We start from the raw sequence: 15,087 nt of genomic DNA, 5'->3' as shown, positions 1-15,087 counted from the left end.
CGAGAACGGGCTCAGGTGACGGCATGGGTGGACCCGGTGAACCGGCGCGGAGGTCGCGGATCGACGGCGGTCTGCCCGGCGGGCTGTTCCACGTCGCCCTCCGCGCGGCCATCCGGGAACGCGGCCTCACCCTCGAACGCCTGCGGTTCCACCTGGCCCGGCGCGGTGTCTCGGTCGGCCTGTCGAGCCTGAGCAACTGGCAGAACGGGCACAGCCGCCCGGAGACCCCGGCTTCCCTGAACGCCGTGCGCGAACTGGAGCGCGTCCTCGGCGTCCGGCCGGAGTCGCTGGTGCGGCTCGTGGCGACCGGCGGCAGGGGGCAGGCGGCGCGGACGTCGGCCCCGCGCTGCGCGGACATCGCGCCGGTCAGCGACCTGCTCGACGGCCTGCTGTCCGCGCACAACCAGGACGTCGAGGTGATCAGCGTCCAGCACAAGATCACCGTCGACGCCGAGCGGTGCGGGACGACGCTGTGGTCGCAGCTCCTGGTCCGCGCCGTGCACGACGGCGTGGACCGGTACGTGGTGCGGTACTACGGGAACCCCTCCTGCGTGCCGGGGCTGGTGGTCGCGCGAGGACTGGCCAATTGCCGTCCGGGCAGGTTCGTGCCGCACCCCAGTGCGCCGGGGCTGGTCTACGAGCTGGTGTTCGACCACGTGCTGCGGGCGGGGGAGACCTGGGTGTTCGAGAGCGAGCTGGTCGACCCCACCGCGGGCGTGACGACCGAGTTCGCCTACGGGTTCCGCAACCCCACCCAGCAGTTCCTCCTGCAAGCGCGCTTCGACCCGCGCGCGGTGCCGGTGCGCTGCCACGCGTTCGCCCAGCGGGACCTGGAGGACGGGCGGCACCCGACCGGCGCCCTCCGGCTCAGCGAGCACCACACCGTCCACCTGCTCGCCTCCGCCGTGGACTCCGGGGTGCTGGGGATCGGGTGGCGGTGGACCTGACCCCGTGCGCGGGGTCGGGCACTGTACACGGACGGGCGGGCGGTCCAGCGGGCGAAATTTCGGGCCTGGCAGCACCACCTCGGCGGGCCTAGACAGGGAGAACCGTCCCTGCACGTCGTGGAGGCAGCATGCGTCCATTCGTCAAGACACACCGCTCTACGCTGAAGACAACGTTGTCAACGCTCGCGGCCGGAGCACTGCTGATCGCGTCGGTCGCGAGCCCGCCCGCACGGGCCGCCGCGGCCGTCGCCGACCCCGCGGGCCTGGTGAACACCCTGATCGGGACCAGCAACCACGGCGAGACCTTCCCCGGCGCGGCCACCCCGTTCGGCATGGTGCAGTTCAGCCCGGAGAACACCCGCGGCGACCAGACCCGTGCCGCGGCGCCCGGCGGGTACCGCTACGACGCCACGCGCGTCCGGGGGTTCGCGCTGACGCACATGTCCGGCACCGGCTGCGCGGGCGCCTACGGCGACATCCCGTTCCTGCCGCACGCGGGCGCGGTGGACACCTCGCCCAGTTCGGACACCACCGACGCGAAGTACGCGAGCGACTTCGCCCACGCCGACGAGAGCGGCACCGCGGGCCACTACCGGGTCGGACTGGCCTCCGGGATCGGGGCGGAACTCACCGCGACCACCCGCACCGCCTCCGCGCGCTGGACCTACCCGGCGGGCAAGACCGCCTCGCTGCTCGTGCGGACGTCGAACTCCGAGGTGGGCAGCAGCGCCGCGCAGACCACGGTCGACGCCGCCAACCGCACCATCTCCGGCTCGGTGACCAGCGGCAACTTCTGCGGCTACATCAACGCCATCGGCAGGCGCAGCTACTACACCCTGCACTTCCACGCCGTGTTCGACCAGCCGTTCACCAGCACCGGCACCTGGCAGGACGGCACGCTGCGGCCCGGCACCACCAGTGCGTCGGGAGGCACCACCTACGGCACCAACGGCTACCCGGCCGCGGGCCGCGGCTCCGGCGGGTACGTCACCTTCGCCGCTGGCCAGGCGGTCACCATGCGGGTCGGCATCTCCTTCGTGAGCCAGGCGGGCGCGAGGGCCAACCTGGAGGCCGAGAACCCGGCGGGCACCAGCTTCGACTCGGTGCGGCAGGCCGCCCGCGCCGCCTGGAACACCGAACTCCAGCGCGTCGAGATCACCGGCGGCACCACGGCGCAGCAGACCACCTTCTACACCGCCCTCTACCACTCCCTGTTGCACCCCAACGTGTTCAGCGACACCAACGGGCAGTACACCGGCATGGACCAGGCGGTCCACGCGGTGTCGGGCGGCCAGCGGGCGCAGTACGCCAACTTCTCCGGCTGGGACGCCTACCGCAGCCAGTTGCAACTGCTCACCCTGGTGCGACCCGACGTCGGCGGCGACATCGCCCAGTCGCTGCTGAACCAGGCCGACCAGAACAACGGCGTCTGGGACCGGTGGACCCACGCCGCGGGCGGCACCCACGTGATGACCGGCGACCCCGCGCACGCCGCCCTGCCGAGCATCCACGCCTTCGGCGGCACGGGGTTCGACGCGCAGGCCGCGCTGACGTCGATGGTGCGGGCCGCGACCACGGTCACGAGCGCGGACCTCAGCCGTGACGGGTGGAACGTCATGGTGGTCGGCGAGCGGCCGTCGCTGGACAAGTGGCTGTCCAAGCACTACATCCCGGCCAACGGCAACGCGTGGGGCGGCGCGGGGGAGACCCTGGAGGACTCCGTCGCCGACTTCGGCCTTTCGCAGTTGGCGGCGCGGCTGGGGCAGAACGGGACCCGTGACGAGTTCCTCGCCCGCGCGCAGTACTGGAAGAACGTGTACAACCCGGCCAACGGCGGGTACGCCCAGGACCGCAACGACAACGGCTCCTGGCCGTCCTTCGACCCCGCGAGCAGCAACGGGTTCGCCGAGGGCAGCGCGGCGCAGTACACGTGGATGGTGCCGCACAACGTGCGCGGGCTGTTCGACCGGATGGGCGGCAACGCCGCGGCGACCACCAAGCTGGACAGCTTCTTCCACCGCGCCGACGGGACCTGGGCGTTGACGGGAGCCGGTGGGCTCAAGGCGGAGATGAACAACGAGCCGTCCATCGGCGCGCCGTGGCTCTACGCCTTCGCGGGCAGTCCCCACAAGACCCAGCAGACCGTGCGCCAGGTGGTCAACACGCTGTGGTCGGCGGCGCCGGGCGGTATTCCGGGGCAGGACGACCTGGGAGCCATGTCGTCCTGGTACGTCTGGGCCGCGATGGGCCTGTACCCGCTCGCCCCCGGCCGCGCCGAACTGCTGGTCGCGAGCCCGTTGTTCCCGCGGATCGTGGTGCACCGCGCCAACGGCGTCACCCTGACCCTCAACGCCGACAACGCCGCCGCCGCGACGCCGTACGTCCAGGGGCTCTCGGTCAACGGCGTCGCCTCGACCAAGCCGTGGCTGCCGGAGTCCTTCGCCACCACCGGGGGCACCCTGTCGTTCACCCTTGGCACGACCCCGGACACGGGGTGGGGCAGCGCCGCGGCCGACGCGCCCCCGTCGTTCGACAGCGGCACGCCGGGACCGACGAACCTGGCGCTGGGCAGGCCCGCGTCGGGATCGGCGTCGTGCAACGGGAACGAGACCGCCGACAAGGCGGTGAACGGCAGCGTGTCGGGTGGTACGTCGGACAAGTTCTGCTCGTCGGCGTCGGTGAAGTACCTCCAGGTGGACCTGGGCAGCAAGCTCGCCCTGGGGTCCGTGGTGGTGCGGCACGCCGGTGCGGGCGGCGAGTACGCGGGGTGGAACACGCGGGACTTCGACGTGCAGGTGTCCGACGACGGTGCGACGTGGTCGACGGCGGCCCAGGTGCGGGGCAACACGGCGGACGTGAGCACGCACGCGGTGTCGGTGTCCGGGCGGCACGTCAGGATCTCCGTGCTGGCCGCTGAGCAGGGCGGCAACGCCACGACGCGCGTCTACGAGGTGGAGGTCTACCAGTAGGCGGTCGATCGGCGGGCGGCTGAGGGCCGAGGTGCTCAGCCGCCCGCCGTGAACCGGTGGCGCGGCCGCTACGGCGTGCCGGCGCCCATCGTGGCGCGGAGCCACTCGAGGTGACTGCTCACGTCCTGCTGGAGGGTGTGGTACTCGCCGGTCTCCACGTCCTGGCCGCCTCCGGAGGTGACCCCGGCCAGCCGCCACCCGCCGGGGGTCCGCACGACACCCGGACCGCCGGAGTCACCGGCGGCGACGCCACGCGCCAGGTCCCGCGCGCACAGGCGTTGGCGCTCCGGGGTGTCGCAGCCCTCGGTGTCGACGGGCACCGTCACCTCGTGCAGCCGCTCGGGCAGTTCCTCGCACCCGGTGTGGCAGGTGTAGCCCCAGCCGAGCAGACGGAGCGGCGAACCGTTGCGCGGTGGGGACGTCAGCAGCGGGATGGGCGTCGACCGCACCGGTCGGTCCAGCTTCACCAGCGCGAGATCGGTGCCGCCGAAGGTGTGCGTCTCCTCGTCGAAGTACGCGGTCGGGTGCGGTCGGACCTCCGCGGATCCGACCAGCTCACCGCCCCGCGAGCGGTCGAGGCTGCCGATCCTGACCTGGAAGTCGGGGCCCGCCAGCGTGCAGTGGAACGCCATCAGGACCCATTGCGGCGCGACGAGGCTGCCGGTGCACACGTGCGCGCCGTCCGGTCGTTGCACCGACGCGATCCAGGACGTCCGCTGGTCGACCTGGTGGCCGCCGATGATCGCGCCCGCGTGGCCCGCCGTCATGGCGATCACCGCCAGGGTCAGCGCCGGTGCGAGCAGGAGTCGTCTCAACATTCAGTGTTCCCAAGGGTTTCGTGGACAGGACGGCGCAACGCTATGGCCGTCGGGATACGGATCGCATAAGCGTCCCGTGCGCGACACGGCCGCCCGGTGGTTCGCACCGGGCCGTTCGACCTCGGAGGAGACCACAGCAGGACAGGCCTGAGTCGTCGCGATCGGCCACAATGGACTTGGCATTCGTCTGCCACTCAAAGGTTATGGCCGTCCGGAGTGCTTGTGACCTGTCGTCCGGTGCCCCTGGGGTGATCTTGCCGACCACGTCTCCGGGAGTTGTCGTTCGCGCATTCGTGTCGCCAATAGTGGTGCGCGGGTGTCGGTGTCAACCGTTCGAAGTCGACAGATCTGTTGTCACACCGAACATCCGCGTGTTCGCGCTGGTCCGGGCGGTGTGCCGGGAGTGGGCAGAGAAGTGCCAATTGGTGCCCCTTGAGGCGTTTCCATTGCTGCCCTATGTTCGAGGAATCCGGTTGTCGCGCCGGCCGTCCAGCGGAATTCGGCCCGGCAGCGCTGTGCGCGGGCTCCGCCTCCTAGCCCATCGAGTCGCAGTTCACCTGTAGGAAGGAGGCCGATGCGGCCGACCACGACCCGGACGTTGAACGCCAAGGAGTTCGCCGACATCAAGCACACGGTGGCCATGAGGTCCTCGGCTCGCCGGAACCTGCTGGCCGATCCGGGGTACGCCGCGCCGCTGCCGCAGGAGGTGAGCCTGCAACTGACCTACCGGTGCAACCTGCGCTGCACCCACTGCTACCAGTGGAACGAACAGGGCTTCTTCCGCGACTTCAGCCCCCAGCGGCAGCGGACCGAACTGGACCTGAAGGTCGTGGAGGACGTGCTCGCCGCGACGGCCGCGCAGCGGTCCAAACTGTTCCTCTGGGGCGGCGAACCGTTGATGCACTCGCGTTTCGGTGAGGTCGCCGAACTGCTCGAACGGTACCCGCGCACGGTCAACATGTGCACCAACGGCCTGCTGCTCAAGCGGAAGCTGGACGACCTGCTGCGCATCGGCCGGAACCTCAACCTCCTGGTGAGCCTGGACGGGCTGGGGGAGGACCACGAGGCGTTGCGCGGCAAGGGGACCTTCGGCAGGACCATGGACAACATCCGGACCATGCTGGACCTCAAGCGGTCCGGTGCGTGGGACGGCGAGCTCTCGCTGTCCTGCATGGTGTCCCACGTGACCGTCGGCAAGATGTACGAGTTCATGGAGTGGGCCGAGGAACTCGGCGTCAACACGGTGTACTTCCAGTTCCCCTGGTACATCAGCCCGGAAGTGGCACAGGCCATGGACCGCCTCTACGCCGAGTCGTTCGCCTGGCTCGGCCCGGAGACCCAGACCAAGCAGCCGACCTGGCACTCCTACACCTACCGCCTCCCGCCCGAGCAGCTCCCGGTGCTGCGCGAGTCGATGGCCCGCCTGGCCTCGCGCCCGTGGCGGGTCCGCGTGCGCTACCAGCCGCAGCTCGAACCCGACGAGGTGGACGAGTTCATCCTGGGCACGTCCCGGCCCGCCCAGCACCGCAGCAAGTGCCTGGCGGTGTCCAACCGGCTGGAGGTGCACGCCGACGGCAACGTCAGCTCGTGCAAGTTCTTCCCGGAGTTCGTGGTGGGCAACCTCTACGACACCCCGGTGGGTGAGCTGTGGCAGAGCCCGTCCTTCCGGCAGGTCCGCGAGATCATGTCGGCCAACGGGATGATGCCCGTCTGCTCCAAGTGCATCCTCCTCTACCTGAACGGGGTGTGACATGGGTGAGGCCGTCGAGGAGAGGATCAAGGCGGTGCTGGCGGGGGTGCTCGCCAACGGGACCGAGCCCGCGGAGATCCCGCACGACGCCGACCTGGTCGACGAGTACGGCGTCGACTCGTTGCAGATGATCTCGTTCCTGCTCGGCATCGAGGACGAGTTCGACGTCGAGCTGGACTACGACAACCTGGAACTGGACGACCTGCGCTCGGTGCGGCAGTTCGGCAGGTTCGTGACCGGCCTGGTGCCGGCCGCCTCGTGAGCGGTCGGGTCCGGCTCGGCACGTTCGACGCGGAATCCTGGTGGCGCCCGGCTGACCTGGCCGCGCTGCCCGCGGTCCCCGGTGGCGGCGGTGCCGCGGTGGCGGGGATGGACGAGCTGCTCGCCGGGTTCTGCCGACCCGGCGACCTGCTCGTCACCCGCGGCCCCATGGATCCCGCGCTGGTCGACGGGCTCGCGGAAGCCGGTGTCCACTTCGGACGCGTCGACGCGGGCACTCCGTCGGGAGGACCGGTCGAGCGGCGGCTGCCCGATCCGGTCGTCGCGCAGATGGGGGAGGCCGAGGGGCTGGTGCCGTACGCGGTGCTGCCCGACACCGTGGCGTTGGCGGAGCGGATGGGCTGGGACGACCTCCCGGACCTCGACGCCGTGATCGCGGTGAACTCCAAGACGTGGTCGAACGAGGTGGTCCGGCGGCTCGGCCTGCCCGGCGCGGGCCGCGTCGTGCGCACCGTCGACGACCTGGTGGCCGCCGTGTCCGAAGTGGACGGAGCAGCCGTCGTGAAGGACCCGTACGGGGTGTCCGGCCGGGCGATCCTGGAGGTCGGCACGCCCGGCGTCCTGGCGGCGGTCGTGCGCGTGCTCCGCAAGCAGGTCGAGGCGGGCAAGCGGGTCGAGCTGCTCGTGCAGCCGAAGTTCGCCAAGCGCCACGACTTCTCCGGCCACCTCGTGGTCGACCGAGGTGGGAACTGGGAGTGGCTCGGCGTTCAGGCGATGACCAACCGGGGCTTCCGGCACCTGGAGTCGGGTCCGGTGCCACCGGGGCTCGTCGACGAGGACGGCTACCGCCGCGCGCTCACCGGTGTGGTCGAGGCCGTCGCGGAGACGGGGTACTTCGGCCCGATCGGCGTCGACTCGATGCTCCTCGACGACGGGCGGGTGGTCCCGGTGCTGGAGGTCAACGCCCGCCACTCGCTCGGTCTGCTGACCAGGACGCTCGACCTGCGCGTCGCGCACCACGGGTTGCGGTGCCACCTGACGCAGCTCGACCTCGTGGTCGGGCCGGACCGAGGTGTGGCGGACCTGGTGCGCGCCCTCGGTGCCGCGAGCTACCGGGGTGGCGAGGACGCGGGGGTGACGGTCCTCAGCGGGAGTGCGCTGACCTCACCCGGCGGACGCGTCTACGTTGCCGTCTTCTGCCGCCAGGGCGAGCTGCCGCTCTGGCGGGACCGGCTGAGGGCCGCCGTCGCCGCGGCAGGCATGAGCACCAGGGGAGTGCCGGATGCGGCTTGAGATCGGGCTGATCGGTGCGACGGGGATCGCCGAGCGGGCCGTCGTGCGGCCCAGCGCCGGGGTCGAGGGGATCTCGGTGCGCGCGGTGGCGGCACGGGATCCGCTGCGCGCCGCGGAGTTCGCCGCCCGGAACCGCATCCCGCTGGTCCACGGGAACTACGACGACCTGCTCGCCGATCCCGGTGTCGACGCGGTCTACCTCTCCCTGCACAACTCCGCCCACCACCCGTGGATCCTGCGGGCGGCGCGGGCGGGCAAGCACGTCATCGTGGAGAAGCCGCTGTGCCTCGACACGGACGAACTCGCCGAGATCCAGGACCTCGGCGACGGCGTGCGCGTGGTCGAGGCGGTGCCGACGGCGGGCCACCCGTGGCAGGCCGCGCTCCGGGAGATGATCGCGGACCGGCGGCACGGCGACCTCAGGACGGTCCACAGCGAGTTGACCTTCGGCGCGCCGAAGCCGGGTGGCTACCGCGACCTCCCCGAACTGGGCGGCGGGATCTTCTACGACACCGCGAGCTACTGGCTCCAGGCGATCCAGGCGACGGTAGGGCTCACCGGCGCCACCGGGACCGGCGAGTCGGCGTTCGACGGCCCGAACGGCGTCGACCGCTCCTTCCGCGCCGGTCTGTCCTGGCCGGACGGGCGCATGGCGCGCCTTCGCTGCCGGGTCGGCGAGCGGCACGTGGCCACTCACGAGTTCGTGTTCGACCGGGCCACCGCCACCCTGCGGAACTTCCTGCTGCCGGTGCGCGGCGCCGTGCCGCTGAACCTGGTCGTCCGGCGCGCGGACGGAGCCAGGGAGGTGATCGGGTTCCCGGCGAGCTCGTACTACACCGAGCAGCTCAAGGCGGTCGGGAGGTGGCTGACGGGCGGCCCGCCCTGGGGCGGTGAACTGCCCGCGGCGGCCGAACGGATCGCCGTGATGACGGCCGTGCACCGGAGTGCGCGGAGGACCGGACTCCAGGAGGCGCGATGACCCACCTGCTGCCCGCGTTCCGGCTGGGGTCGACCGGGGGCGCGTCGCGGTGATCGAGATCCTCACGTCCGGGGTCGCGCTCGGCGTGCACGTCCCCGGCCTGCTGCTGGCGGACCGGTTGCGCGACCAGGGCGTCGACGCGACCGTGTCGGTGCTCGAACGGCTGCTGCCCGAGCACAAGCTGCGCACCACGGCCGAGATGAAGGTGGCCTTCCACCGGGACTTCCGGCTGGCACGGGCGGGCCAGCGGGTCGCGGCCGACCCGGTCGCGGCCGTCGACCCGTCGGCCGTGTCGGCGTTGGTGGAGCGCTGGCGGACCATGCGGGTCCGGCAGTTCGTCGTCTTCTCGGGATTCTGGCTGCGCCTCGTCGAGCGGTACCTGTCCACCTGCTCCATCCGGCCTCGGGTCGACGTGTGCCACGTGGACTCGGTCCTGTCGCCGTCCTTCCGCCGGGCCCCGGACGTCGGTGCCCGGCCGATCTGGCTGGCGCACGCCGAGTCCGGGCGCGTCCCGTGCAGCATCCCGGTCACGCGGCGACCGCCGCTGCCGTGGCGGGACCGGGCGGACCGGTTGCTGGTGCACGGTGGCGGCTGGGGGATGGGGACCTACCGCGCGGAAGTGGGAGGCCTGCGGGCGCAGGGGTTCGCGCTCGACGTCGTCGCCTACGAGGTGGCCGACGTGTCCGATGAGGATGGTGGGGTTCGTTACCACATGATGGATCCCGACTGGTTCCCCTGGCTCGACGACGGCTACCCGCCGTTCGGCGAGGTCACACCGGGAGCCGCGCCCGAGTTCCGGCGCGGGACCGGGCACCACGGGTCGTTCGACCTGTGCCGCGAGGCGTTGGCGGTGGTCAGCAAGCCCGGTGGCGGCACGCTGCTCGACTCGCTGTGGTCGGCGACCCCGGTGGTGTTCCTCGACCCGTTCGGCGACCACGAGCGGAGCAACGCCGATCTCTGGCGCGGAATGGGTTTCGGTCTGTCCTTCGAGGACTGGAAGGCGAGCGGGTTCGACGTCGGCCCGCTCCGCGAGGCGCACGAGGCGCTGCTGGCCGCCCGTGACGACGTCCCCGACTACTCGCACGTGCTGGCGGGAGCGTCATGACGGTCCGACCCACCTCACTGTGGCAGTCGTTCGCCTGGGACCTGGAGGCGCTCAGGCCCGGCTTCGTCGACAGCCCGTGGTTCACCATGAACGCGGTGGTGGAACTGCGCGGCCCGGTGGACACCGGCGGGTTGGCCGTCGCGGTCGACCGCCTCGTCCGGCGGCACGAGGTGCTGCGCACGGAGGTGACCCGCGACGGCCAGGTCGTCCGTGCGACGCCTGGGACGGGCCTGGAGGTCTTGGAGGAGGGCGAGGTGGAGGACTGGACGCACGCGCCCGTCGCCCGTGACGTCCCGATCCGCGTGCGCTTCGCCACGACCGGGCCGGACACGCACGTCCTGTCGTTGCACCTGCACCACCTGGTCGCCGACCCCGAGACGCTCTGGATCCTGCTGGCCGACCTCGGCCTGCTGTACGCGGAGCAGGTGGGCGGTCCTCCGGCGGCGGGCCCGGTGGAGCAGTTCGGCGACTACGCCCTCGCCGAGGCCGAGGTGGTCCGAAGTGGACGCGACGAGGCGGAAGCCTGGTGGGACAGGGCGGTCGGGCGGGCGTCGTTCGCCGGTGTGGCGGCCACGGGGGAGGGCGAGGCCTTCGCCTACCGCGCGGAAGTCCTTGACGCGGAGGAGTTCACCCGCGTCGAACGGGGGTGCCTCGCCCGGCGGACCACTCCGCTGGTGACCCTGCTGGCCGCGGTGGCGGACGGGATGGCCCGGCAGGTCCCCGACGGCGACACGTTCGTGTTCACCACCATCTTCGGCAAGCGCGACCGGCCCCGCTGGCGGCGCGTCGCGGGCCCCTGCCTGGTGCCGTCCTACCTCACCGTGCCGAGGACGGGCGACCACCGCGGCGTCCTGGACGCGGTCCGCGGCTGTTCGGCGCACGCCCGGTTCCCGGCAGGGGAGATCCGCGCGATGAACCACGGCGTGAGTTCGGGCATCGTCCCGTTCTTCGAGTACCTCCCGAGCGGGCGTCCCGCCGCGGTCGACTTCGGCCCGGTCCGGGGCAGGGTCACCGCCGCCGCCGGACCGAAGGACACCGGCAGGGCCCAGGAACTCGGCATCCGGCTGCGCAGGACGGACGAGGGCGCCCTGCACGGCCACTTCAGCGCCGACGGCGTCGGCTGGACGCGGGAGGCGACCGGTCTGCTCACCTCGCACCTGGGCGCTGTCGTCCGGGCCCTGTGACTCCACCGTCCACTTCGGACCGTGCACGTCCGCGGCCCGGCGTCCACCAGTTGAGGTCGCCGAGGAGCGCCATCGTGGCCGGGACCAGCAGGCAGCGAACGACGGTCGCGTCCACGGCGATGGCGACGGCCAGGCCGACGCCGAACATCTTGATCGTCGGGTCGTTGTTCGGCACGAACGCGAGGAACACCCCGACCATGATCGCCGCCGCCGCGGTGATCACCCGGCCGGTCCCGAGCAGGCCCTCGCGGACCGAGCGCAGGTTGTCCCCCGTTCGCCTCCAGCTCCGCTGGACCTCGTTCAGCAGGAACACCTCGTAGTCCATCGACAGGCCGAACAGCAGGGCGAACAGCATGAGCGGCACGAAGCTGGGGATGGGGACCGGGCCGGAGAGCCCGATCCACGTCACGCCCCACCCCCAGGTGAACACCGCCGTGAGGACGCCGTAGGCCGCTCCGATGGAGATGAGGTCCATGACGGCGGCCTTCAGCGCGAGCAGCGGGGCCCGGAAAGCCAGCAGCAGCACCAGGACCGACAGCAGCAGCACGATCCCGATGACGAGCGGCAGCTTGGCGGTGACCCGGTCGGCGAGGTCCACCCTGGCGGCGGCGCTGCCACCGACGTGCACGGTCATGTCCGGCACGGACTGGCTCCGCAGGCGGTGGACGAGGTCCGCCGTCGCCGGGTCGCCGCCCGCGGTCGAGGCGATCACCTGGACCGTGACGACCCGTCCGTCCTCGGACGGCGTCGGCCGTCCGACGGCGGCCACCCCCTGCTGGGCCCGCACCACCGCCACGAGCGGGGGCACGCGGGGATCGCGCTCGTCGGTGATCGGCGTCGGCAGTCTGCCCAGCACGGTGAGGGGTGTGCCCGCGCCGGGGCCGAACGCCGCCGAGACGGCGTCGTTCGCCTGCCGGACGGCGGTGGACTCCGGCGAGGACCCGGCGTCGAGCTGGCCGAGGCGCAGGTCGGTCGCCGGTGCGGCGAGCAGTGCCAGCACCACGATCGCGAGCCCGCCCGCCAGCAGGGGCCGCCTGGTGACGCGGTCGGCCTGGCGCGCCCAGAAACCGCCGGAGCCGGTGCGGCGGGCCAGCCTGTTGTACAGCTTGCCGCCGCGGGCGAGCCGCTCCCCGGCGAGCGAGGTCAGCGCGGGGAGGAGGGTGAGCGCGGCGAGGACGGCGAACAGGACGGCCGTCCCGCACGTCCAGGCGAGGGTTTGCAGCAGCGGGACCTCGGTCAGGCCCAGTCCCGCGAGCGCGACCGCGACCGTCACACCGGCGACGACCACCGCCGTTCCGGAGTCGGCGACCGCGCGTTCGACGGCCTCCGGCACCGAGCGCCCCGACCGCATCACCGCGCGGAACCGGCTGAGCAGGAACAGCGAGTAGTCGATGCCGACGCCGAGACCGACCATGAGGGCCAGGGTCGACGCCTGCGCGGGCATGGAGGTCAGGTTCCCGGCGAGCCCGACGACCTCCAGCGTCGCGAGCACCGAGAGCGCGGCGGTCAGCAGCGCCAGCGCCGCGCCGACGAGGCCGCCGAGCGCGAGGAAGAGCACGAGGGCGGCCAGTGCGAGGCCGAAGTACTCGTCGCCGGTGCTGCCCGATCCGTCGACGACCTGGGCGAGCGCCCCGCCGGGCAGCACCCGCAGGCCCGCGTCGGCGGCGGGCCGGGCGGCGTCGGTGACGGTGTGCGCCATGGCTTTCGTGAGTTCCGCGCGGCGGACGTCCAGGCCCACCGCGAACCAGCCGGTGCGGCCGTCCGCGGACAGCGACCCGTCCTGCGTGGAGGGTGGTTTCACCGTCGTCACGTGGTCGGCTCCCCGCAGGGAGGCCGACGTCGCGGCCAGCACGCCCGCGCGGGCCTCGTCGTCCAGCCGCCCGTCCGGGGCCACCAGGATCACGGTCCCGCCGGTGAGCGGCGTCGCCGACGACGCCGTCAGGTCCCGCACGACCTGGGCGTCGGTGCCCGGCAGGCTCACGTCGTTGTCCGTCGGCGTGCCGATCACCCGCGCGGCCACCACCAGCGCCAGCACCAGCAGCACCCACGTGCCGAGCACGACGTACCGGTGGCGGACGCAGCCCCGGCCCACCACCGCGACGGCCCTGGCCGCCCGGCCGTCGTGCGCCGCGGCGCTCATGGTTCCCCCAGGAATCATCGCGACAGTTTAGCCACGGCCTCCCGGTATCCGTTGCCGCTCAAGGACTGCCCGGTCAGAGAGCTGTCGTGATCGGCAGCCGGACCGCAGGGGGCAGCGGGGTGCTGCGCGAACCGCTGTGCAGGGAGTCGATCAGCAGCGCGGCGAACCGGCGGGAAGCGGCCGCGGCGGCCTCCCGCGACGTGGCGCGGATGCCGCTGTTCGCCATGATCACCATGATCAGGTCATCGAGGACGAAGTCGGGCCGCAGGTGTCCGCTCGCCACGGCTCGCCGGGCCAACCGGTCGGCGGAGCGCAGCGCGCGCTCCCGGAACCCCGCGAAGTCGACGGCTCCGGGGAACGTCGACAGCATCGCCGAGGTGAAACCGCTGTCCACGGCGTGCAGGGCGCAGACCTTCTCGACCACGGTGCGGAAGCCGCGCCACGGATCGGGATCGGCCAAGCCTTCGTCGACGACCGCCGCGCAGGCGGCCATCCGCTCGGCGAGCACCGCCGTGGCCAACGCCTCCTTCGTCTCGAAGTGGCGGTACAGCGTCGCCGCGCCGACCCCGGCACGCCGGGCGATCTCGCGCAGGGAGACGTCGAGACCCTCCTCCGCGAAGGTCGCCCTGGCCGCGTCCAGGATGCGGTCGCGGTTGTCCCGCGCGTCGGACCGGAGGTTGTGGGGCAATCGCTTCGTCACCGCTCTCACTTTAGGGAGAGGGCCGAGGTGCTCCGCTAGCTTCGGTCGCATGATCGCTTTGTTGTTCGCCGAATACGGTCCTCCCGACGTGCTGACCGTGGCCGAGGTCGAGGAACCCCACGCAGGCCCAGGGGAGATCCGCGTCGCCGTCCGCGCCGCGGGCCTCACACCGGGCGAGTGCGCGCTGCGCTCGGGGCGGGTGCGGGACAGCGTCCCGCTCACGCTGCCGCACCTGCTCGGCGTCGACGCCGCCGGGATCGTCGACGAGGTCGGTGAGGGGGTGACCGACGTCGGGATCGGCGACGCGGTGTTCGGGATGGTCGACCTCGCCCGGTTCGGCGGCGCGGCGGCCGAGCACGCGGTGCTGGTGGCCTGGGCCGCCAAGCCGGACTCGTGGAGCTGGGAGCAGGCGGGCGGGGCGGCCGCCAACGTTGAGACCGCCACCAGGACGCTGGACAGGCTCGGGGTCGGCGCGGGCACGACGCTGCTCGTGGAAGGCGCGGCGGGCGGGGTCGGCACCGTCGTGGTCCAGCTCGCCGTCGCCCGCGGCGCGACGGTCGTCGGCACCGCCCGCGAACCCAACCACGACCTGCTCGCGGAGCTGGGCGCGATCCCGACCACCTACGGGCCCGGTCTGGCCGAGCGGGTCGCGGCACTGGTCCCGCGCGGTGTCGACGCGGTACTCGACTGCGCCGGGTCCGGATCGCTGCCGGACCTCGTCGAGATCGCCGGGGGACCGGACCGGGTGGTGTCCATCGCGGACCTGCGGGCGGCCGAGCACGGGGTGGAGTTCTCCCGCGGCGCGGGGCCCGGAGCGACGACCGAGACCGGCCTGCACGGGCTGGAGGTGGCCGCCGCGCTGGCTCGGGCGGGCCGGTTCACCGTGCCGCTGGCGGCTGCCTTCCCGCTGCGGGACGCGGCGGCCGCGCACGTGCTGAGCGAGAGCCGCCGCGCCAGGGGCAAGATCGTGCTCACGGTGTGAG

The 15,087-nt window shown here is 72.5% G+C and carries 12 protein-coding genes; 9 read left to right on the top strand and 3 right to left on the bottom strand.

What is annotated here, in order from left to right:
• Positions 1-23 precede the first annotated feature (23 nt).
• Together NZH93_RS08340 and NZH93_RS08335 are read left to right on the top strand one after the other, a co-directional pair.
• Positions 24-947, top strand: coding sequence for a helix-turn-helix domain-containing protein (locus tag NZH93_RS08340; RefSeq protein WP_259622375.1), 924 nt, complete (start codon positions 24-26; stop codon positions 945-947).
• 173 nt (positions 948-1,120) lie between these two features.
• Positions 1,121-3,916: a GH92 family glycosyl hydrolase gene (locus NZH93_RS08335; RefSeq protein ID WP_259622374.1), complete on the top strand. Its 2,796-nt coding sequence runs from the start codon at positions 1,121-1,123 to the stop codon at positions 3,914-3,916.
• A 68-nt stretch (positions 3,917-3,984) separates the two neighbouring features.
• On the opposite strand, the gene NZH93_RS08330 is transcribed toward NZH93_RS08335, so the two are convergent.
• Positions 3,985-4,734: a S1 family peptidase gene (locus tag NZH93_RS08330; protein ID WP_259622373.1), complete on the bottom strand. Its 750-nt coding sequence runs from the start codon at positions 4,732-4,734 to the stop codon at positions 3,985-3,987.
• Between the two features lie 574 nt (positions 4,735-5,308).
• Between NZH93_RS08330 and NZH93_RS08325 the strand changes: the two genes are divergently transcribed.
• The 6 genes from NZH93_RS08325 to NZH93_RS08300 are packed head-to-tail and all read left to right on the top strand — an operon-like array spanning position 5,309 to position 11,264.
• Complete coding sequence (locus tag NZH93_RS08325) at positions 5,309-6,484, top strand: radical SAM protein (RefSeq protein WP_259622372.1); 1,176 nt, start codon at positions 5,309-5,311, stop codon at positions 6,482-6,484.
• Between the two features lies 1 nt (position 6,485).
• Positions 6,486-6,746, top strand: coding sequence for an acyl carrier protein (locus tag NZH93_RS08320; protein WP_259622371.1), 261 nt, complete (start codon positions 6,486-6,488; stop codon positions 6,744-6,746).
• Positions 6,743-7,996, top strand: coding sequence for an ATP-grasp domain-containing protein (locus NZH93_RS08315; RefSeq protein ID WP_259622370.1), 1,254 nt, complete (start codon positions 6,743-6,745; stop codon positions 7,994-7,996). The genes NZH93_RS08320 and NZH93_RS08315 overlap by 4 nt, the downstream gene beginning before the upstream one ends.
• On the top strand, positions 7,986-8,975 hold the full coding sequence (locus tag NZH93_RS08310; RefSeq protein ID WP_259622369.1) for a Gfo/Idh/MocA family protein: 990 nt from the start codon (positions 7,986-7,988) through the stop codon (positions 8,973-8,975). Before NZH93_RS08315 ends, NZH93_RS08310 begins: the two co-directional genes overlap by 11 nt.
• A gap of 49 nt (positions 8,976-9,024) precedes the next feature.
• A complete protein-coding gene (locus NZH93_RS08305) occupies positions 9,025-10,080 on the top strand; it encodes a glycosyltransferase family protein (RefSeq protein WP_259622368.1) in 1,056 nt (351 codons plus the stop codon).
• Positions 10,077-11,264, top strand: a complete 1,188-nt coding sequence (locus tag NZH93_RS08300) for a condensation domain-containing protein (protein WP_259622367.1) — start codon at positions 10,077-10,079, stop codon at positions 11,262-11,264. Before NZH93_RS08305 ends, NZH93_RS08300 begins: the two co-directional genes overlap by 4 nt.
• Here NZH93_RS08300 and NZH93_RS08295 read toward each other — a convergent pair.
• Entirely contained in the window at positions 11,227-13,422 is a 2,196-nt protein-coding gene (locus tag NZH93_RS08295) for an MMPL family transporter (RefSeq protein WP_259622366.1), read from the bottom strand. The two genes, NZH93_RS08300 and NZH93_RS08295, sit on opposite strands and share 38 nt — an antisense overlap.
• 55 nt (positions 13,423-13,477) lie before the next feature.
• Entirely contained in the window at positions 13,478-14,104 is a 627-nt protein-coding gene (locus NZH93_RS08290) for a TetR/AcrR family transcriptional regulator (protein WP_259622365.1), read from the bottom strand.
• Between the two features lie 49 nt (positions 14,105-14,153).
• Between NZH93_RS08290 and NZH93_RS08285 the strand changes: the two genes are divergently transcribed.
• Entirely contained in the window at positions 14,154-15,086 is a 933-nt protein-coding gene (locus NZH93_RS08285; protein WP_259622364.1) for an NADP-dependent oxidoreductase, read from the top strand.
• The last annotated feature ends 1 nt before the right edge of the window (position 15,087 follow it).

This window comes from Umezawaea endophytica (genome assembly GCF_025061645.1).
Classification (GTDB): Bacteria; Actinomycetota; Actinomycetes; order Mycobacteriales; family Pseudonocardiaceae; genus Umezawaea; species Umezawaea endophytica.
The sequence above is the reverse complement of the archived record's forward strand: the minus strand, read 5'-3'. Positions and strand labels throughout refer to the sequence as shown.

What these genes read in the sequence shown, in the direction of transcription:
- NZH93_RS08340 (WP_259622375.1), top strand. Translation starts at nt 24, where the DNA reads ATGGGTGGACCCGGTGAACCGGCGCGGAGGTCGCGGATCGACGGCGGT.
- NZH93_RS08330 (WP_259622373.1), bottom strand. Translation starts at nt 4,734, where the DNA reads ATGTTGAGACGACTCCTGCTCGCACCGGCGCTGACCCTGGCGGTGATC.
- NZH93_RS08325 (WP_259622372.1), top strand. Translation starts at nt 5,309, where the DNA reads ATGCGGCCGACCACGACCCGGACGTTGAACGCCAAGGAGTTCGCCGAC.
- NZH93_RS08320 (WP_259622371.1), top strand. Translation starts at nt 6,486, where the DNA reads ATGGGTGAGGCCGTCGAGGAGAGGATCAAGGCGGTGCTGGCGGGGGTG.
- NZH93_RS08310 (WP_259622369.1), top strand. Translation starts at nt 7,986, where the DNA reads ATGCGGCTTGAGATCGGGCTGATCGGTGCGACGGGGATCGCCGAGCGG.
- NZH93_RS08300 (WP_259622367.1), top strand. Translation starts at nt 10,077, where the DNA reads ATGACGGTCCGACCCACCTCACTGTGGCAGTCGTTCGCCTGGGACCTG.
- NZH93_RS08295 (WP_259622366.1), bottom strand. Translation starts at nt 13,422, where the DNA reads ATGATTCCTGGGGGAACCATGAGCGCCGCGGCGCACGACGGCCGGGCG.
- NZH93_RS08285 (WP_259622364.1), top strand. Translation starts at nt 14,154, where the DNA reads ATGATCGCTTTGTTGTTCGCCGAATACGGTCCTCCCGACGTGCTGACC.